This is a genomic window from Nostoc sp., assembly GCF_036918015.1.
In the GTDB taxonomy this organism is placed as follows: domain Bacteria; phylum Cyanobacteriota; class Cyanobacteriia; order Cyanobacteriales; family Nostocaceae; genus Nostoc.
In genome coordinates this window covers 1-20,019 of record NZ_JBALEO010000085.1, presented here as the reverse complement: position 1 = coordinate 20,019, position 20,019 = coordinate 1, and the positions used below count along the sequence as shown (strand labels likewise).

Here is a 20,019-nt window from a genome sequence, read left to right as displayed (position 1 = left end):
TAGGGTGGGGTAAAACCTGTCTTATTCAGCTATTTTGCTATAGGAATCCGGTTTGATTTCTGAAAAAAATTAAGTATTTGTAGGGTGCGTTATGACTTTAGTCTAACGCACCAAAGCCTTGAAAATGGTGCGTTACGCTTCGCGATAACACACCCTACGTGTTGTTCAAAAATCAAATAGTAATCCTATATATAAGCAACAGATACCTCGAAGTTATGTTGAAGTACTTGAAAGTCGTGTTGAGGTACTCCAAACTCGTGTTGAGGTACTCCAAAGTCGTGTTGAGGTACTCCGAAGTCGTGTTGAGGTACTCCGAAGTCGTGTTGAGGTACTCCAAAGTCGTGTTGAGGTACTCCGAAGTCGTGTTGAGGTACTCCAAAGTCGTGTTGAGGTACTCCAAAGTCGTGTTGAGGTACTCCGAAGTCGTGTTGAGGTACTCCGAAGTCGTGTTGAGGTACTCCAAACTTTGTCGCACCGCGATCGAGTACACAGGTGCGTAGGCGTAGCCCGCCGTAGGCATCGCTTTCATAAATCTCCACAAACAAAGCGATGTCTACAACGGGCTACGCCTACGCTTGACTTTTAAAACAGTTGTTACACAGTTTAAGGTTTTTGGCGTTAACTGAATCCTATTGCTGCATAATCCCTTCACATTTTGCTAAGGATTTTTTGTTGTGAGTTTGTCTTACATCCACTCCTTTAGCAAACTCCCCCGTCCCACCGGCTAAATATTCAACCGAATTTAATATTATCTGTTGCCTCAATCAAAGCACTACGAATTCCTGGTTCACTCATTGAATGTCCGGCATCAGGAACCACTATAAATTCCGCTTCTGGCCAAGCGCGATGTAATTCCCAAGCTGATATCATTGGGCAGACTACATCATAGCGTCCCTGAACAATTACAGCCGGAATATGGCGGATACGGTCTACATTTAAGAGTAATTGATCTTCTGTTTCTAAAAATCCCTTATTCATGAAGTAATGGCATTCAATGCGTGCAAAAGCGGAAGCAAATTCACTCTCCCCAAACTTTTGCATGAGTTCTGGATCTAAAAACAGTCTACTGGTGCTACCTTCCCAAATTGACCAAGCACGCGCTGCTGTTAATTGAATTTCTAAATCTGGATTGGTCAAGCGTTTGTAATATGCTGCGATCAGATCGTCACGTTCATCTACAGGAATTGGTTTGAGATATTCTTCCCAAGCATCAGGAAAAATATAGCTAGCACCCTCTTGGTAGAACCAGCGCAACTCTTTTTGCCTCAGCATGAAAATCCCACGCAGAATTAACCCCGTGCATCGAGAGGGATGGGTTTGACTGTAAGCTAATGATAAAGTGCTACCCCAACTACCACCAAAAACCGCCCACTTTTCTATACCTAAATGTTGGCGCAGTTTTTCGATATCACTGACTAAATCCCAAGTGGTGTTTTCTCGTAATTCAGCATGGGGAGTACTTTGACCACAACCGCGTTGGTCAAACATCACTAACCGCCATTTTTCTGGGTGGAAATATTGCCGATAAAAAGCTGGACATCCGCCACCAGGGCCCCCATGCAGCAAAACGATGGGTTGACCTTGGGGGTTTCCTGACTCTTCAAAATGGATAGTATGAAGGTCGGAAACTTGTAAGCTACCTTCTAAGTAAGGCTCGATCGCTGGATAAAGTTGTCGCATTTTGCATATTTTATCAGTAATAGTCTGTCAAATTCATTTTGACGTAGCCAATTTTGGGAGAAGGGGTTGGGGATTTACACCAGAGGTTTAATTTTTTCACCTCGGAACTGGTACTTGATTAATTACCGATGCAATTACCGCATCCATTTGTAAACCATCCAGCATCGCTTCTGGTTTCAATATGAGACGATGACGTAGTAACGGTGATGCAACTGCTTTTATATCATCTGGCGTTACAAAATCTCTTCCCCCTAACCACGCTAGAGCTTGAGATGTCTGCAACCAAGCACCGGTAGCGCGGGGTGATGCACCCAAAGTCAAATCAGGATATTGACGCGATGTTCTCACCAACGCCAACAAATAATCAACGATCGCTTCTGATACTTTAACTTCTTTGACTGCTTGTCGTGCTTGCAAAATGTCGGCTACTGTTGCGATTGGTTTCAAACGGCTAATATCTAAACGCCGTGCTGCAAAACCCGCCTGACGATTGAGTAACATTTGCTTTTCAGCAGCTTTATCGGGGTAATCTACCACCAGCTTAAATAAAAATCTGTCTAACTGTGCCTCTGGTAAAGGATAAGTACCCTCAAATTCCAGGGGATTTTGTGTCGCAATTACCCAAAATAAATCTGGTAAAGGCAAACTTTCACCATCCAGTGTTACCTGCATCTCTTCCATCGCTTCTAACAGCGCTGCTTGTGTCTTGGGCGGAGTACGGTTGATTTCGTCTGCTAGCAATACTTCAGTAAATATTGGCCCTTTTTTTAAAGTAAAATTGCGGCTATTCAAGTCAAAAATATTTGTACCAGTAATATCTGAAGGTAAAACATCTGGTGTTAATTGAATCCGGCGAAATTCCCCTTGAATTAACTGCGCCAACACTTTTACTAGTAGGGTTTTCCCAGTTCCCGGTACTCCTTCTAAAATTACGTGTCCACCCGCTAGCAGTGCTACTAAAATTTGCTGTATTAAGCTAGATTGTCCGACAATTACTTGATTAAGACCTTGACCAAGACGAATTAATATAGGATGTGTTTCACTCATATTTTTATTGATAAATAACCAACGCAGAGTACAATTCAAAAAAAAAATTACGAATTACGAATTACGAATTACGAATTAATCTAATGCTTCGCCATTTCCCCAACCAGCTTAACAGGTCTCGTTCACTGATGGGTTGTTTGCGAGATTGTAGCTTTAAAACTGCATCTAGTTCGGCTGCACTTGCGCCTGTTTTTTCTATCCAAAAATCGATCAAGGCTTGACGTTCTAAAAGTACTTGCCCTAATCCCAAGGCTTTTTGGAGTTGTAGTTGTTCTTGTTTACCTACCATTTCAACAACAAAGTCGGTGGTATCAGCTTTCTGCAACACCCCGGCTAAAGCTTGGATGTATGCTTCGCTATTATCTACAACTGGTGTATCTAAAGCTACTGGCTTGCCAAAGCGGCGATTCTGCGCCCAAACTAGCACTAATAGCAGGATACCTACCTGTATCAAGATTGGAAGTAAAGGAGTTTTGGCAAAAAAGCTAGATAAATCTCCTTCGTTTTCTTTCTTTCTGACATCGGCATCTTTATAGCCGTGGATGTATTCATCGACAAAAACTGTGTTACTTTTTTCAGCAACCAAACTAGCTAAATACTTGAAATTACTTAAGTAATCTTGGTAAGCGTTGGCAGCTAAATAAGGAGTGGTAGAAAAAATCACCTTTCCTTTTTTGTAATTTTCTTTCCAGACAACAGCACCAAAGCGATCGCCTAAATTAACTTGCTGGGAGTTAGCTTTTTTATATCGTCTACGTGTATCAATTTTAATATCACCTTCAGGAGATTTTTGCATAGTGCTAAACTCCGCTTCTGTAACCCGCGCCTTCGCACCCAAAATTACCAAAGTATTCCCTTTTTCTACCCATTCCCGCTCTTGACTATCTAGTGTGGTTTCTCTGGGATAGCCGCCTACCTGTAGGAAGGTAACTGGGCTGTTCTCTGGCTGAATATCACTAAAAGGCTTTTGCCAGCGCTTGATAGAAATTCCCTGTTGTTGCATAAAAGCATACCAAGCACCATAGCCATTAGAGTTACGGTTGTAGGTAGAGCCAGCGTTAATTTTAGTATTATTGGGAGCCACGAACAAACTAAGTAAAACGATCGCAGCGAGTGCGATCGCTCCCATCCAAGCAAGGCGATTTGGACGTTTCATTTTCGACTTTCATAGCCTTTGAATATCACTGTTAATACTTACTTATTTTTCAGTTAAAGTCAAAATATACTTTCTTTAACTTCTTGCAGCGATCGCCTGTTTGATGAATGCTTCTAAATTTTGGGTAGCAGTGGGATTGTCAAACAGAACCTTGCTTGAGAGTTTTAGGGCTTCACGAACTGAGTATCGCCAATCAATATCTGCGGCTAATCGCACTGCAATCTGAATATATTCCGAGGTATCATCTGCAATTGTCTGTGTTACAGCGATCGCTTGCAAAAAACCATAGGAATGACGCCCCCGCATAAACTCACCTGGACAAGTAACGATTGGTAAATGACAGGCGATCGCATCCAGTGTTGTGTTACCACCCGCCCAGTCGAAGGTATCTAAGTAAATGTCTGCCAAAGAAAGCAAGTCAAAGTAATCATCACGGGGTAGGACAGGAGAGAATACACAATAGTCAAGACTATCTAACCCGACAGCCGCGAATGCCCGTTTCAGACGTTCTTGAGAAATCCCAGAGCGAAGAAACATAAACTGAGCATTGGGAACTTGACGGGCAATTTCTGCATAAACGTAATCGTACTGTGGTAAATATTTATAAGCAGCTTGACTAGAAATATAGACGATAGCATCTTCTCGTAATCCAAAAAATAATCGGTTGCGGTTAACTGAGTCAACTTCGATCGTAGGATAGGAAATTCCAACACCAGGCAAACGTACTAGGCTTTCGGTGTAATGATATTGGCCATTCATAGGCTCCATCAGTTCGCTAGATAAAAAATAGTCAATGGTGGGTAGTCCAGAAGTGACAGGTTGCCCCCAAGCCATACATTGAATCGGCGCTAAACGGAGTCCAGCAATGCATAGTGTGGTGGCATCCATTCCTAATTCTGGAAAAATTAACACATCAAGGCGATCGTCAATAACTTGTTGACAAATCTGTTCTAAATTATTCGGCAAATGATAAAACTTCGTACTATGAGACTGAAATAATTGAGTAGCAGCATCAATTTGATGCCCTATGTGATATGAATAAATTTCAAAATTTTGATTATCTGCATATTTAAGCCAGTTTAAGAACAAAACTGTTCCACTCCAGCTACATAAAAAATAGGAAAGATAGCCAATTTTAATTCTTCGATTGTTACTAATAGAAGAAATTGGACGCACCTGACTCCATTGCGGATAATTTGCTGTCATAATTTGGTGAACTAGCTGTCCATATTGCTGCTGTAATACCAGATCATTTTTTGCCTGATATGCAAGAAAAAAGTTTGTATGATGACTGATTCCTCTAAAAGCTTTTTTCTGTTCATCTGGGCTATTCATTGTTACTTCTTGAATCAATTTTTCTAGCCCATCCTGAAACCATGCTCGATAGGTATCAATCTCTTGAGGAGTATGATAAGTTTCTGGGAGCAGAAGATAGCTCAACATCTTAAATACGTAATTTTCAGGAAACTTCTCTGTAACCTGTTGAGCGAAGTTACGAGCTTCCAGATAGTTCTGGCTTTGCTTTAGACGAATAATCAGCCAGTAATAGAGTTCTTCTGCTTGAGGGCAATTGCTAATACCATTTTGCAATGTTATGATAGCCGCTGGCATCTGACCAGTTTTATAAAAAACATCACTTAACTTCAGATAATAGTTAATTTGGTGCGGACAACTAGATAAATACTTGCTGTAATATGAGATAGCATTTTCAGGGGAATCACTGTCTACGAAATAGTCACCCCATCTTTGCCAAGATTCTAGCCGAGCCGCTTCATAAATAGTTGGCTGTTCAATTTCTGACAAATCACATCTAGGGATTTGTGCAATTTCTGGCTGCTGGATAATGTAGCGATCTTCGTTATTAATTGGGATACGAAAATTAATTAATGATTTAATAATAGACCATTCTTGGGTGGTTAACTGACCTGTTAGCCCTACATTCAGGTCTTCCGAGACAGCTTCTTCTAAACTAAGCTTCAAAACTATTTCAAAAAGTAATGAGTTAGCATTATCTTGTAGTTCATCCGATAAACTTTGACTATAAATTAGCAGTGTTATATCTTGTCTAGCTGGATGTGTGAAAAGAGTTCTGAGAACATTTGTCAAATCTTCTGCGTTAGCGTTCGCGGAGCGTCTCGTTGGCGTAGCCTCTCGTAGAGAAGAGAAGCTCGCCGTTGGCGCAGCCTCTCGTAGAGAAGGCATCGCAGTTTCTAAATTAGACCAGTCAGGAAAAATAATTAAATTAATATTTCTTAATTCATTAATTAACATAGCGTTGCAATTACTAATGATACGATCGTTTATTAAACTCGAAAAATCCTAAAAAGCCTTCAGTTTCCCCAGCGACTCAAAAAACTTTTGCACTGAATTTTTGGTGTGACAGAACATACTTAAATAATGTAAATGACTATGGAGTTCATGTGTACTATCGATAATCGATAGAACCTAAATAATTGCTGTAATCGTGTATAGGCATGAGTTACAACTGCGATTCTTGGAAATAGTGTAAATCCTGCATCTGGCTGCATTATCGCTTATGTTTTAAAGGAGAAGATTGTTCGTGCTATTTGAGCGGTGTTGTATGGACGAGAATGAAAAACGAATCCTTGACTCATGGCAGATGAATGCTAAATTATGGACACAAGCAATTCGTAATCAACAAATTGAAAGCCGTGCGATCGCCACAGATGCCGCTATAGTTAAAGCGATAACCCAACTTAATCCAAGAACATTCTTAGATATTGGATGCGGTGAGGGATGGTTGTCTCGACAGCTTTTTTCTTTAGGAATCGATGGTTGGGGTGTTGATTTTTGCGCCGATCTCATCGAGACAGCAAAGGATAGTGGTGATTCTCGCTTTGTTGTTTGTTCGTACTCGGATCTGGCATCACAAAGATTTAGCACAATTAACTATTTCTCTTGCTTGATTTGCAACTTTTCAATTCTAGGCGAATGCGCTCTTGATGAGATCGCTAAGGCAGGTCATAGTCTGTTAGAAGACAAAGGCAAAATAGTCATTCAAACACTTCACCCGATAATTGCTTGCGGTGACTCACCATACTCCAATGGGTGGCGCGAAACTTCATGGCAACCAAATGCAGATCGACCATTCTACCCTACTCCTTGGTATTTCCGAACCCTGGAATCATGGATCGACGAATTCCATGCTTTGAATTACCGATTGCTAAATTTATATGAGCCATCCGATCCCAAGACAAATAAACCAATTTCCATTATTTTTGTCTTTGAACGGGAGTAAAGTATTAAACACATTTGCTCTCTTTAGCTTTTCCCTTTAACCGAGCAGTATTGTGTTATGCAGCATCTATTTCTGTGTTAAACCGCAGTACCAAGTATGGAAATTATCCAAATTCAAATATTGGAAAAGTTGGATCTAAAAAGCTTCAACTGTGAAGTTATAACCTTTCTCTGCACTCGCGATCGCTATCAATTTGATAGCTTCTGCTTGGTTAGCTGCTGCTTTTATTTGCTGTTGTCATTGTGCGTTTTGCAGCAATTATTTAATTTGGTGTAGTATAGGTTTGTTCTCCATTTTTATTGACTTATTTGTACGGCAGAGATTGCGCGCTTGTTTGGGGCGGTGTTCTCTGCTTTTCTGATTTGAATTTAGAAAGAAATACGGGATAACTAGGGGAAATAGTTACGATTGCTGCGATCGTAGTGTCGCCCCGTTCTAATTGGGCAATCGGTGGATTGGTTTCGTAATAAGTGGCAACAATTTCATTGGCTGGATTGTTGTTGCAGGCGTAGAACACAGGCTTTTTGCCAGGAACGAGAGCGAATGTAATTCTGCTACCATTTTTTTGTATACAGTACAAATATTGTACTTAAATCCATTTTGATTAAAAATGCGATCTGTCCAATTGGGATTATGGACAACCCGCCCATTACCAAAAACTACTCTTTCATTGGGAGTCAAATCTGGTGTGGCTTATAGAATTAATTGATTCCTAGAATTTTTTAAAATTGTATAGTGAAAATCATCGGTGCTACAGGTAATCTCATCATCAGATTCTAGAGCATTTGCTATTGTAGGTAATCCATTAATCGGGGCAATGGATATAAAAGTTAGGATAATCGCTAGCTTTTTTATCATAATTTAAACTGGAATGTTTCCACCATTCTTGATATTAATTTCATAGCAATTAATACTAAAAATAAAAGATACTAGCATTAATTGCTATGGAAAATTCGCTAGTTTTGATTGTCTACTAGACTCGAAAAATTAAGAAATTTCTCTTATTCGCCACCATCGTTGAAAATAAGTTTGTCGCTACGAATCCAACCAACTGCTCCCGATTTTGGGAACCTTACTTTGCACCAGTTACGGTTTTTACCACCTCTATCATAGTCTTGACGGCATTCCAAATTTTGGACGCGATCGCCACCTAAACCGTAGCCCTGAGTAGATGAGTTGATAGTTGGTCTTGCACGTAGGTTAATTCTACTTGTGCGACTTCCAGACAGCCTCGCCCAATTAGGTCTAGCAATCAGATAAGGTTGGTTTAACTGATTTAAAAGAGAAGAATTTGAGGGTGCAGAAATATTGTTAATTCCTTGCACTTGTGCATTAACGATGTTTGCTTGCACTGGTAAAGTCGTAGCAATTGATGCTAAAGATAAAACAGTCGCAACAAGTGATGTTTTAAGTTTCATGGTTTTTGTTTACTAAATATTTACAAATTAAGAGTTGAATGTGCCAATACTCAGCGAATTGCAGAATTTTCCTCATCGGAAGAGGCGACACATATTTTAATGACATTACCCCACTTCAATTGCATCTATCGGTGGAGTTGTAGAGAATGGAACTGAAGCGTCCTTCAACAGTTCCCACTTCAACACAATACCCGGTTTGATTTTCAACATCAATACTCTTTAAGCCAGTAATCCCAATGCATACATCAATGTGCGATCGCTAAATGTGAAACATTACTGATATCCCATTTAGGCTAATTTTGAAAAGGAGACTTTGCCGAATCTGTGTTGTAAGCGATCCATTCCGGTCTGCCGATCTGGATATTGTTTGCTTCAAAGGCTAGGCGCACTCGTAGACGGAACTCTCGCCCCACAGACCATTGTTGCATCGGTGCTGTTTTAATCCAGACGCGCACTAACATACCTGTGTGGGAGAGGTCATCAATCCCCAGCACTTCGGGCAATTCTGGCACGCGATCGCGCCATTCTGGTTCGCTATACAATTGCTGGGATACTTGCCTGAGAATTTCTAAAACATACTTCGGGTCGTTTTCATAGGCCACCACAATAGAAAAGTCTACCCGCGACCAAAGGCGGGTTAAGTTGTTGACATCAGTGATATTGCTATTAGGAATGGTAATTAGCTTACCTTCGCCATTGCGTAGTTGAGTCACGCGCAGGTTGAGATTTTCCACCAGTCCGCTTTTATTCCCAATCTCAATCACATCTCCCACAGCAAATTGATCCTCCATCAAAATTAAGCACCCATTGACCAAATCTTTCATCAAACTTTGGGAACCAAGGGAAATTGCAATACCGATGACAGCACCCCCTGCCAAAATTGAACTAGTGGGTACATTAAAAATGTCTAGAGTCCGCAAGATACCGAAGGTAATGAAAACAAAAGTGATTAATCCTTTTAGTGCCCCGGAAACTGTTGCAGATCGCAGGGCAATCCGTTGAGTTTCACTCAAAGGGATAGAGGGATGGGTTGTCCAGACATCGGTGATGTAGTCAATTAAGCTTTTGCCAATACGAATAACAACACTGATGAAAAACCAAATAATCAGCAGCCCGAGGGGACGGGCGAAAGCGTCACTCCACCATCTCATCAGGTAGGGGACGCGAGACATGATTACCACAATCCCGATGTACCATACGAGAATAAACGCCCAAAACAGTAGCAAGGTGAGAAAAGAATAGATCCCCAGTTGGCGCTTGAGAGTGAACTGTCGCTGGATGATTTCTAGAAATTGCGATCGCTGGTGGGCAATGGTGTGTGCCTCTGGTTCGCTGGTGTCGATTGCCTGAATATTGGCCGATGTTTCTGCCTGAGAGCGTTTGACCGCAGCCTGTTTTGCCTCAGCTATATGCTCTTGATAACGAGCTTGCAATACCGTTTGTTTGCGAATTAGAGTTCGCCGCAGGAACCATAACACAACACTGCCCAACACCAAGCCGATGCTGATTTGTATTGCCTGCCCAACCCGTTGAGACAATACCTTAGGTGAGAAGAGTCGCTCGATGCGTTCCACTTCTGCTTGTAATATTTTTTGCCAATCCTGGGCCAATTCCTCCAGTGTTTTCCCATAGTAGTCAGCATCTGGCTCTGTGACTGTCACCAGCCTTAAAGAACGGGTCGTTTGATCGTCATTGAGCTGGAGGATTAGGCGGTTATTCAGGGTGGCAACAGAAATTATGGGAGTTTGTTTGGCTTTGTCGGCTCTATCGAGCGCTCGCATCAGCCGTTGCGTAATTTCTTCAGCACGTACTTCCACAGGAAGACTTCCCTCTGGCGGTTCGTCGCGATTAAAAACAGTGGGAGAGACAACCTTAAATAAAAGGTTTTTGTCTAATGGTGAATTCACGTTGGCAATTTCATATTCACCGAGACGGGTGACGCCTTTAGGCGGTTTGTGCGGATCGTTAGAAGCGGCGGTGGGTGACGAGGGCAGTTGACTGTGGGCGATCGCACCCCAGCCAAACACCATTGCGATCGTCACCACAATGATTAGCACAAACCGAATTGTTAGACGCTGCAAGCGATTAAACGAGAGTATAACCATAGAGAACTATTGCCCAACTGAATATCAGAACCTATCAGAACCTAATACTTCCTTGGCACTGCCTGATTGAGATTTTTGAATGTGGCAATAGTAGCATTTAAGTTGGGAGCTTTACGGGCAAGGGTTGCTTGTTCGTAGGCATAGCCCACAGCTATTATGTCTGATTCTCCTAAGTACCGACCCACTAATTTGATACCTTGGGGTTCTCCTTCTGGAGAAAAGCCACTGGGTATTGCCAAGGCAGGAAAGCCTGATGGAGCATGAGCAAACACCTCGTTAGTGGGTACAATCAGAACACTGATGTTGTTGGTTTCAAATAGCTGATTTAAAGCATTGGTCGCCGTAGTTTTTAGGGTTGCTTTTGTGGCGGCACCTTCTTCAGCTGTGATAGCTGTGTTTTGCGATGCTTCAATATATCGTTGCCCGTAGGGAATCCGATTGGTGGGGTCAGCCTTGTTGATCTCAATAATCTTTGCCAGCGATTTTACAGGTATGCCCTTGGCTTGGGCTAAGAAGCGGTTTAGGTCATTCTTAAAGCTATATTCCAGAACGGGGTTCGGTAGGTTTTCCTGTGGTAATTTGGTTGCGACAATTTCTACGACCTCGATCTTTTGTTTGCGTAGGGTAGCGATCGCAGCTTGGAACTGCCGATTTTGAGCATCATACCTTTGATTAAAAATCTGCCGAGCTTCGGCCAGTTCGTTTTCGGTTGGTTGTTTGCTTCCCGGTGCCCTATCGCTTTCAATAGCTTGCTTGATTTTTTCCTCCACGAAAGCTTTACCATAGGTTGCTACCCCAACCCGACGTTTGCGGGCGGCTTCTAGAGAGAGAAACTTAGTGAAATCGGGCTTGGCATCTACAGGAGTACCCACCATAGCAGTGAGCAAAGTTGCTACATCGGTTACGGTGCGTCCTATTGGTCCGGGGACATCAGCCCATGCGACTAGGGGAATTATATAATCGCCACTGACTAGCCCATAACTGGTTTTTAGTCCAACTACATCATTGATTCTGGAGGGTTGCACCACTGACCCTTGGGTTTCACTACCCACACTCACAGCAGTCAGATTTGCGGCAACTGACACAGCCGAGCCAGAACTCGATCCGAGTGGGTCAAAAGCACCATAAGGGTTGCGAGTCTGTCCACCTAAAGCACTAAAGCCACTAGGCATACTGGGATCGAGGTAATTTGCCCATTCAGACAGGTTAGCTTTACCTAAAATAACGGCTCCAGCTTTTCGCAATTGTTGTACCAAGAGGGCATCGCGATCGGCTCGCCAGTCTTTGAGGGCGTAGGCTCCAGCCGTAGTATGCATTTTGTCGCCTGTAGCAATGTTGTCCTTAAGTAAGACAGGGATACCGTGCATACCTCCCCGGACTTTTCCAGCTTTTCTCTCAGCATCGAGTTTTTGGGCGATCGCTAGGGCATCAGGATTCAGTTCCATGACCGAGTTGAGTTTGTTGATGTCGTAGCATCGGATGCGATCGAGGTAATAAACTACCAACTCGGTGGCAGTGAGGTCGCCGCTAGCCATGAGCTGCTGTATTTTCGGCACGGTGGCTTCTAGCAATTGCTTGTCTAGAGCCTTACGTTGCTCAGGAGAGAAGTTGGCTAGAGCCTTGGTAAAGGGGCTGAAATCTCGCGCACGCTTATTTGTGTAGTTGGGTTCTGCGACAGGAAATTTGATGGGATAGCTGCGGACTTCAGCGACCGTTGCCACAAAGCCTTGAGTGGGGGTGGCTGTCTGAGAGTAGGCATGGGTGGAGACACTGAGGGCGATCGCAGAGATTGCTGTGAGCATCAAAAATTTTAGGGTTTTCAATTTCATAGACTTGTTATCTTGGAGGGTTTTCTTACTGGAGTTTAGATTAGTTCTCCGTACAAAACTTTTGAATTGAAAATGGTTTGTTCAATGTTGAGATTTAGAGAAAAATAACAGCTAACAGCTTGACATGATATTTGATTAGCTTAAAGCTTTTCTGCGCACAAATTTACAATACTCAGTGCCGTCAAAAGTTTCGGTTTATTACGGCTTTTTGCTTTACCTTTACATTTTTAAACAAATTCAACTAAAATGCGGCTTATCCTGCTATTATTATTTAAATTTTTGAAGAAAGCAGAAGGTAAAAAGTAATTACAGGCATTCAAACACACTGTAATTGAAGACCACTAAATAATTTGATTTAGTGCAGTTATTAAAGTAAATTTGGGCAAGGCAAAAAGGCATACATTAAAATTTTTTCTTCCCTTCTGCCCTCTGTCTTATCCCTTGCCCGCAGGACAGATAATATTTACAACAATCAGAGTAACTTATGTTGATGTTGCATTTTACCAAGATAAGTAGATTGTCTCAATTAGTGACTTTTGCTGCTTGTGGCATCCTCTTGAGTATAGCTTCCATTACTACAAAAGATTCATCAGTTTTTGCACAACAAAAAATTAAACCCACTACTACTCCTTTGCTGATATCACAAACACAGCAACTCAGAGCAGAGTCAGGGCCGGATGATAAAGGTCGTTGGCGATTCTATAAGCCTAACGATGTCTCAGACGATGCAATGGAAGCCCAAGGTTGTACTAACGTTGGTGTTGGTGGTTCGAGTGGTGCAAATTGGCGCTGTCCTCGCGAGAGGATTAGGGTAGAAGCGGATGGTGATTCCCGTAGTCGTGATTCTCGCTACGATGATGATTCTCGGAATCGCGATTATCGTTACGGAGCCTCTACACAGCAACTCAGAGCAGAGTCAGGGCCGGATAACCAAGGTCGTTGGCGATTCTACAAGCCTGAGAATGTCTCAGACGATGCAATGCAAGCCCAAGGTTGCACAAACGTTGGTGTTGGTGGTTCGAGTGGTGCAAATTGGCGCTGTCCTCGCGAGAGGATTAGGGTAGAAGCGGATGGTGATGATGATTCTCGGAATCGCGATTATCGTTACGGAGCCTCTACACAACAACTCAGAGCAGAGTCAGGGCCAGATAACCAAGGTCGTTGGCGATTCTACAAGCCTGAGAATGTCTCAGACGATGCAATGCAAGCCCAAGGTTGCACAAACGTTGGTCTTGGTGGTGCGAGTGGTGCAAATTGGCGCTGTCCTCGCGAGAGGATTAGGGTAGAAGCGGACAACAGACGTTAAGATTAAGGGTTTAGAATATCTGACTGTCTGATTGGTATATAAAACAAATTTGAAAGCTTGAATCCTAACAAAATTCTTAGTCGATAAGCTTAAATATACCGATTAGACAGTCAGGAGAAACTCTGGAAACTGGATGCTACTCTACTCAATACTCTGGAAGGACACGAAGAACGAGCGTTGGATGTTGCCTTTTATCCTGCTACTAAAACTAGAGGCACACTGCTAGCATCTGCCGGATTAGATGATGTTGTGATTCTCTTAAGTAGGTAGACATAATTAAATATAAAATAAACTCCTAGTTTGTAGTGAGCGATTTATCGCTCAGAGCAAGGATTATCAGGAATAAAGTCCTTACTACAAACTTTAAATTTATTTATGCCTAGATACTTAACTACAATAAGCCAGACTGCTTAATCCAGGAGTATTTATTAAGTCAGTATTGACTATCCAACCATTACCAGATAATTCTCCAGGGAAACTTCTGGAAAGGTCGATTTCTACCCAAATGTAATTTTCAGATTTATATGACTTAACTATATTACCTGTAACCAAGTTCACAAACACAACTGTGTTTGGATAAAGTGTTGTAATAAAAGGTTCTTGTGTACTTGGTTGGCGACGTATAGTTTCCCGTCGTACAATTTGCCGACATACACTGCCAATAGTAGGTTTACTCGATACATTTTGAGCGTTGTTATTCGGCTGACAAAATCTCAGCACAGCAGTTTGAATAAACCCTGAAGTCGGAGCTTTAATTCTGACAAATCTATCTCCACTAGCTGGGATATATGCTAAAGTAATCCTTGTTTTTGCCGACAATATTCTAATAGCATGAGATGATGTTGAAGGTTCTTTGAAAATTGGAGTATTTACTTTAGTTGCACGACAATTTGACTGTGCAGAATTAAAGGGAGTCTGCGCGATTTGAGCAAATACAGGTACACTCAGAGCAAACGTAGCAATATTTACTAGAGTAAAAATATACAATAACTTCTGAAATTCCACGTTTTTTCCTCAATATCAGTTATGAGAGACTGTACATTAGATTCGGAACTTATAAACTCTGATGTTAAAAGAGTCTAACCAAATTATTTTTAAATATTAGAATATCATATAATGACTTATTACTACTAATTACCAACTACGCACCATCTCTTAATTATGAATAAATCCAAGACTAGTGGAATAGTTGAACAGTTTGTTAATACAGTGATGGGGGTAAAACCTGGGAATCAACGACAGTCTCTAAACACATCAATAGCGACTACACAAGAACTAGATATCAAAGCAGTTTTAGTTTATACACTAGGGACTATTTTACAAATAGTAGTCATGATTATCGTGTTATTGGGAATGGAAAAATTAGTAATGTTCATTGATAATAATTCTTCTTTTTCCAGTTGGTTTAGCACCTTATTGACTGGATTATTTTTTGCTCTATTAAGTATCCGTTCTCGAATTTTTTCCCTTTTAGATAATACCCGTTCTCGTCAGACCTATGACCAGGTAATCAGACCAAGATGGTCGCCTCCACCTTTAGCATTTCCCATAGTTTGGATGATAATTGCTGTTTTACGGGTCATTTCTTCTGTATTGGTTTGGCAGGAAATGAATCACCAGTTTTTAGTATTACCTTTAATTTTGTTTGTGGTACATTTGGCTTTAGGGGATACTTGGAATACGATTTTTACTGTAGAACGGAGATTAGGTGCTGCTGTACCTGTAGTTATTTTAGGCCCTTGGTTATCTGCTGTAGTGGTGACGGCAATTTATTGGCAAACTAATCCTATAGCAGGAATGACTTTATCATTTTCTTGTGTGTGGTTAACTGTAGCTGCTGTTTTAGTATTTAGAATTTGGCAATTAAATGGATCTGAGCCATTGTATCCTTTAAAATTAGCACCTGTGGATCAATAAATATCCAAAATTCACCTTGAGATGAAAGCCAATTCAAGATACATAAAAAACGGTAGAGCAGTTAACAATAGACCTCTTGCAAAAATCGTTGAATCACCCCTCCCCAACCCTCCCCGTATGTATTGGGGAGGGAGCAAGATTTCAAGTTTTTCCCCTTTATAAGGGGAGATTAAGGGGGGTGAATTCGACTTATGAAAGAGGTCTAATCTACCGTTTTTTAAAATCTTTAAGGGAGTTAGCTTCTAAACGAATTTTATCTAAATCTGTTTTTTAATCATAATGAGAAGCATCGCCAACTTTTAAATAGTGCCGAAAGTAACACCCTGTTTTTTGAGCCACTTCCGGTATGCTATAGAATAGCGATCGCTCGGTAAATGTATTTCTGCTTGCAAATCTAAAGGTAAGCGTCGGGGTTGCTGGGATTCGACAATGGCAATATCTTGACTAGCAACTTGATTTTGAATATCTAGATACAGTTCCACTTTTAGTTCGCGATCGCTCTTTACCATTAACCAATATTGCGCCACGCACTCATCTTCATCGACTGGCGTAATTGTATAGAAGATATTTAAACGACGATCTCCAGGCCCAAGTTTAAAGTATGCTACAAGCGGACGGAAAATGCGGTAATCGTAAGTGTTGAAAATCATTGGTGCTGACAGAGGATTACCGGAATTAAAATCTAGTTCCCACAAACCACATTTGAAACTAATCCCATCTGGAAGAGACTCTAATTCATAGTGCGTCAACTCAGGACGACTGGCGTGGGCAAATAATCCCGAATGCATAATTGGGAAGTGTGCCGGATCGATGAAATTTTCCAGCACCCGCAGAGGGCTAGAGTGATAGTAGTAAGGGCCACAGAAAATCTTGTGATAGACCGGATCGTACCACTCAGAAAACGGAGCTATGTCTTGTTTTGGTGTCCCTAAACAAACCCAAAGCAGATCGTAACGCTCTTGAATTTGGTAAGTTTTAACACAAGCTTGGGCGGGGGGCGATTGTTCGGGATTAGCCGGAACTTGTACACATTTTCCCTCGCTATTAAAGGCTAAACCGTGGTAGGGACAAACAAGAGTCTCTTGATTAACATATCCTAGAGAAAGACGGGCACCACGATGAGGGCAAACGTCTTGCCAAGCTAAAACTTTGTCGCCATTATGCCAAAGCACTAGATTTTCGCCTAATAAGCGCTTGTGCAGGACTGTTCCAGGTTGGAGGTCTTGCGATCGCGCTATTACATGCCAATCATTCAGCAAAATCTGGTCTTGCACCATGAGTATCGACACCCGTCAGGTCAAATACCTATATCTTAATCATCCTGTGGAAAAACTATCAAAGCACTTTTAGATTTGTTAACAGATAAATGTGCGATCTCTATGTATGCAAAAACTCAAAGTGGCGGGAAATTTAGGTTAATGCATAAGTCCTAAAAGATATGCCAACTGAAGATTAGCTGGGAAAAACTTAGGCGAATACTTGCTTTTCTACGTGAGCATACTGACGAGTAACTTGATGAGTGCTGTAATTGAGCGTCAGACAACCTAATTACCCCCCTTAATCCCCCCTTGTAAAGGGGGGAAACAAGAAAAATCTGGTTCCCTCCCCTTTACAAGGGGAGGGTTAGGGTGGGGTAAAATATGTACTTAGATGCAGCTGTATGCCATCATTGTTAATTTATAATAGCTTGCATCGCCCCTGGAGTTAGAAAAGTCTATTTACCAGAGGGAAGCTTTAGTTCGATATTTAATTTGTTCCCTATTTCCATAACATTGTTTGTAAAGTCTGTCATACCTGCGATCGCGCCAGCAACTAGAGTAGCAGCAGTTAGTAAAGCTACTAGACGCTTTTTGAGTTTGGGTAAATTGCGTTCTTTTTCTGGCTTTTGAATTTCTACTTCTACATCATCAATATCAATGGTGATGTCGTCGCGGATTTCTGGTGGGAATTGAGCGGCAGTTTGGCGCAGCTTGCCTATCAGTTGCAGAATTTCGGTGATGTTTGCGCCGTTTGTTTGGTTGAAGTTAGAGGCTTGCTGACTAGCGTTGTCTTTGACTTGGTTGGCTAAATTGGCGATGTTTGCGCCTTGAAGGTTGTTTGTGAATTGAGGATTTTCTGACACAGCATTTGCCTCAGCTTTATTATTATTATTAATTTTAATTTCTCTGCTGACAGCTAGTTTAGCAATATCTCGCATATCTTCGTATGCAGTCCTATCATCTAAATCATTATGTCCTTTTTGTGATTTTCGACGCGATTCTCGCGATTTTAGTGATTCATAGCCATCTAAAAGTTGACGTAAATCGAGTTTTAATTTTAGTTTGCCGATGGTGATTGTGCTTTCACTCATTGATTCGAGTCCGAGGAGTTCTTGGTAGTCGAGGGGCGGATGGTTGGGATGCTTGGGGACGGGAACCCATTCGGTGATTTCGAGATTGGGAAGACTTTTGTGGATTTTATGGAAGACATCGCGGAGGATGCCGAGAAATGAGCGGCGGGTTTCTTTGCGTCCGCTAATAGTGATGAAGATTTTTTTGTCTTCGGGATCGGCTTTGATGCGAGCGATGTTGTAGATTTCGTTGTTTTCTTTATAGGCAAGCATTACGCCACTGCGCCAATAGATTTGGTTATAAATTTTTTCGTGGGTGATGACGATGAAGCGAGAGATGATGCTTTCGGGGAGAACTTTGTAATGGTATTGAAATTCAAGGGTTTCACCGTCGAGTTCTGTTTCGTCTGGTTCGTCTTTAGGCAGAAGTCCCGCAATTAGAAATTGTGGTGGGTGACATTCTAGTGCAAAGCAAAGCTCAAATTCTTTCATCAGCCCGATCAGGTAGTCGTGACGCTTGGCGGGGTAGCGCTCTGGATTGAGGATGCGGGTGAGATCGGCGAGGGTGAAAATGCCTTTGTGTTTAGTTTTGAGTGTTTCATCGCTTAGGAGCGCGTAAATGCCTTCTGTCACCCAGTTGGGTTTGAGGATGTTGGTATTTTTGAGGATGGGGTGATCGCGGAAGTTGAGAACTAAGCCAAGTCGATGCAGCAAGTCGATCAGTTGGTCATGGTTTTGTTCTTCAGGGATTTTGTTGTCGTAGCAGATGCCGATGTAGCGGTTGTAGGTGATGAAGTCTTCAGTCATGGCTTCGAGTTGTTGTTTAACCTCAAACCATGTCAGGGGTAGAAGATCGTAGACTTCTTTGAGGTTGGCGATTTGCTGCAAAATGGCGTTGCGAAGTTCATCAATGCCGATATTGTCTTGGCAAGAGGTTTCGATAATGTCTTGGATGTTAGGATATTTTTCGCGTAATGCCTTGCGGTTGATGTCGAGGGGTTGTTCGTCTTTTTTGTTGCCAACGATAATCACGGGGGACTGTCCGCCGAAGCTTTCGATTAGTTTCAGCCAATATTCGATGCGGTTTTCTTCTTCGCTGGTGCGACAATTACAAACGAGGAGATAGAGGCTGCGCTTAGTCAGAAAAAATTGATGGGTAGCATGATAAATTTCCTGTCCGCCAAAGTCCCAAACATTGAGGCGGATGTCTTTACTATTGACCTGCACGTTCCAAGTTTCTACATTGAGTCCGTCAGTTTGGGATTGATTTTGATCGTATTTATCGCGGATTAGTCGCTCGATGAGCGATGTTTTGCCGACGCTACTTTGTCCAATGAGTAAAAGTTTGGCTTCGTTGAGTGGACGCACTTCACCGCTACGGAGTAATCGCAAGTAATTAAAAATGTTTTCAACTGAACCAACATCATCAGAAGATCCTAAAATCTCTGGTGAAATAGGAAGCGGATTTCCCCGTAAATCTAGAGTTTCCAATTTTGGCAAACTTTCGATCGCCTCTGGAATCTCGGTTATTTCGTTGTCAGTGAGGTCAAGTAGCGTCAGATTGGTTAATTTTGCGATCGCCTCTGGAATCTTGGTAATTTGGTTGTCACTAAGGTAAAGCTGCGTCAGATTGGTTAATTTTGCCAGCGCCTCTGGAATCTCGGTAATTTGGTTGTTATGGAGGGAAAGCTCTGTCAGATTGGTTAAATTAGCGATCGCCTCTGGAATCTCGGTTATTTCGTTGTCACAGAGGGTAAGCAGCGTCAGATTGGTTAATTTTGCCAGCGCCTCTGGAATCTCGGTTATTTCGTTGTTATGGAGGGAAAGCTCTGTCAGATTGGTTAAATTAGCGATCGCCTCTGGAATCTCGGTTATTTCGTTGTCACTAAGGTAAAGCTGCGTCAGATTGGTTAATTTTGCCAGCGCCTCTGGAATCTCGGTAATTTGGTTGTTATGGAGGGAAAGCTCTGTCA

15 protein-coding genes are annotated in these 20,019 nt (G+C 42.0%); 3 read left to right on the top strand and 12 right to left on the bottom strand.

Features of this window, described 5'->3' with window-relative positions; genetic code table 11:
- Window positions 1-185: 185 nt before the first annotated feature.
- The 5 genes from V7K61_RS25495 to V7K61_RS25475 form a co-directional block, all read right to left on the bottom strand.
- Window positions 186-539 carry a hypothetical protein gene (locus tag V7K61_RS25495; protein ID WP_335057690.1) on the bottom strand — a complete coding sequence of 118 codons (354 nt, stop codon included), beginning with the start codon at window positions 537-539 and terminating at the stop codon, window positions 186-188.
- 193 nt (window positions 540-732) lie between these two features.
- A complete protein-coding gene (gene pip / locus V7K61_RS25490) occupies window positions 733-1,680 on the bottom strand; it encodes a prolyl aminopeptidase (protein ID WP_335057688.1) in 948 nt (315 codons plus the stop codon).
- Between the two features lie 96 nt (window positions 1,681-1,776).
- Window positions 1,777-2,727, bottom strand: coding sequence for an AAA family ATPase (locus V7K61_RS25485; protein WP_335057686.1), 951 nt, complete (start codon window positions 2,725-2,727; stop codon window positions 1,777-1,779).
- A gap of 61 nt (window positions 2,728-2,788) precedes the next feature.
- On the bottom strand, window positions 2,789-3,883 hold the full coding sequence (locus tag V7K61_RS25480; protein ID WP_335057684.1) for a DUF4350 domain-containing protein: 1,095 nt from the start codon (window positions 3,881-3,883) through the stop codon (window positions 2,789-2,791).
- Between the two features lie 75 nt (window positions 3,884-3,958).
- A complete protein-coding gene (locus V7K61_RS25475) occupies window positions 3,959-6,154 on the bottom strand; it encodes an O-linked N-acetylglucosamine transferase, SPINDLY family protein (RefSeq protein WP_335057682.1) in 2,196 nt (731 codons plus the stop codon).
- A gap of 310 nt (window positions 6,155-6,464) precedes the next feature.
- Between V7K61_RS25475 and V7K61_RS25470 the strand changes: the two genes are divergently transcribed.
- Window positions 6,465-7,142 (top strand): class I SAM-dependent methyltransferase, encoded by a 678-nt coding sequence (locus tag V7K61_RS25470; RefSeq protein ID WP_335057681.1) that lies wholly within the window; start codon window positions 6,465-6,467, stop codon window positions 7,140-7,142.
- Between the two features lie 304 nt (window positions 7,143-7,446).
- Here V7K61_RS25470 and V7K61_RS25465 read toward each other — a convergent pair whose 3' ends face one another.
- The 4 genes from V7K61_RS25465 to V7K61_RS25450 form a co-directional block, all read right to left on the bottom strand.
- On the bottom strand, window positions 7,447-7,722 hold the full coding sequence (locus V7K61_RS25465) for a hypothetical protein (protein ID WP_335057679.1): 276 nt from the start codon (window positions 7,720-7,722) through the stop codon (window positions 7,447-7,449).
- Window positions 7,723-8,143: 421 nt separating this feature from the next.
- Window positions 8,144-8,560 carry an SH3 domain-containing protein gene (locus V7K61_RS25460; protein WP_335057677.1) on the bottom strand — a complete coding sequence of 139 codons (417 nt, stop codon included), beginning with the start codon at window positions 8,558-8,560 and terminating at the stop codon, window positions 8,144-8,146.
- 293 nt (window positions 8,561-8,853) lie between these two features.
- Complete coding sequence (locus V7K61_RS25455; RefSeq protein ID WP_335057675.1) at window positions 8,854-10,665, bottom strand: mechanosensitive ion channel family protein; 1,812 nt, start codon at window positions 10,663-10,665, stop codon at window positions 8,854-8,856.
- A 41-nt stretch (window positions 10,666-10,706) separates the two neighbouring features.
- Complete coding sequence (locus V7K61_RS25450) at window positions 10,707-12,494, bottom strand: amidase family protein (RefSeq protein ID WP_335057673.1); 1,788 nt, start codon at window positions 12,492-12,494, stop codon at window positions 10,707-10,709.
- A 517-nt stretch (window positions 12,495-13,011) separates the two neighbouring features.
- On the opposite strand from V7K61_RS25450, the gene V7K61_RS25445 reads away from it, so the two are divergent.
- Window positions 13,012-13,800, top strand: a complete 789-nt coding sequence (locus V7K61_RS25445; protein WP_335057671.1) for a hypothetical protein — start codon at window positions 13,012-13,014, stop codon at window positions 13,798-13,800.
- Between the two features lie 387 nt (window positions 13,801-14,187).
- Here V7K61_RS25445 and V7K61_RS25440 read toward each other — a convergent pair whose 3' ends face one another.
- On the bottom strand, window positions 14,188-14,805 hold the full coding sequence (locus V7K61_RS25440; protein ID WP_335057669.1) for a hypothetical protein: 618 nt from the start codon (window positions 14,803-14,805) through the stop codon (window positions 14,188-14,190).
- A gap of 156 nt (window positions 14,806-14,961) precedes the next feature.
- Between V7K61_RS25440 and V7K61_RS25435 the strand changes: the two genes are divergently transcribed.
- Window positions 14,962-15,717: a TspO/MBR family protein gene (locus tag V7K61_RS25435; RefSeq protein ID WP_335057668.1), complete on the top strand. Its 756-nt coding sequence runs from the start codon at window positions 14,962-14,964 to the stop codon at window positions 15,715-15,717.
- 299 nt (window positions 15,718-16,016) lie between these two features.
- Here the strand turns inward: V7K61_RS25435 and V7K61_RS25430 are convergent, their stop codons facing one another.
- Window positions 16,017-16,994, bottom strand: coding sequence for an aromatic ring-hydroxylating dioxygenase subunit alpha (locus V7K61_RS25430; protein WP_335057666.1), 978 nt, complete (start codon window positions 16,992-16,994; stop codon window positions 16,017-16,019).
- 437 nt (window positions 16,995-17,431) lie between these two features.
- The coding region (locus tag V7K61_RS25425; protein WP_335057664.1) for a COR domain-containing protein at window positions 17,432-20,019 on the bottom strand (2,588 nt) is incomplete at its 5' end.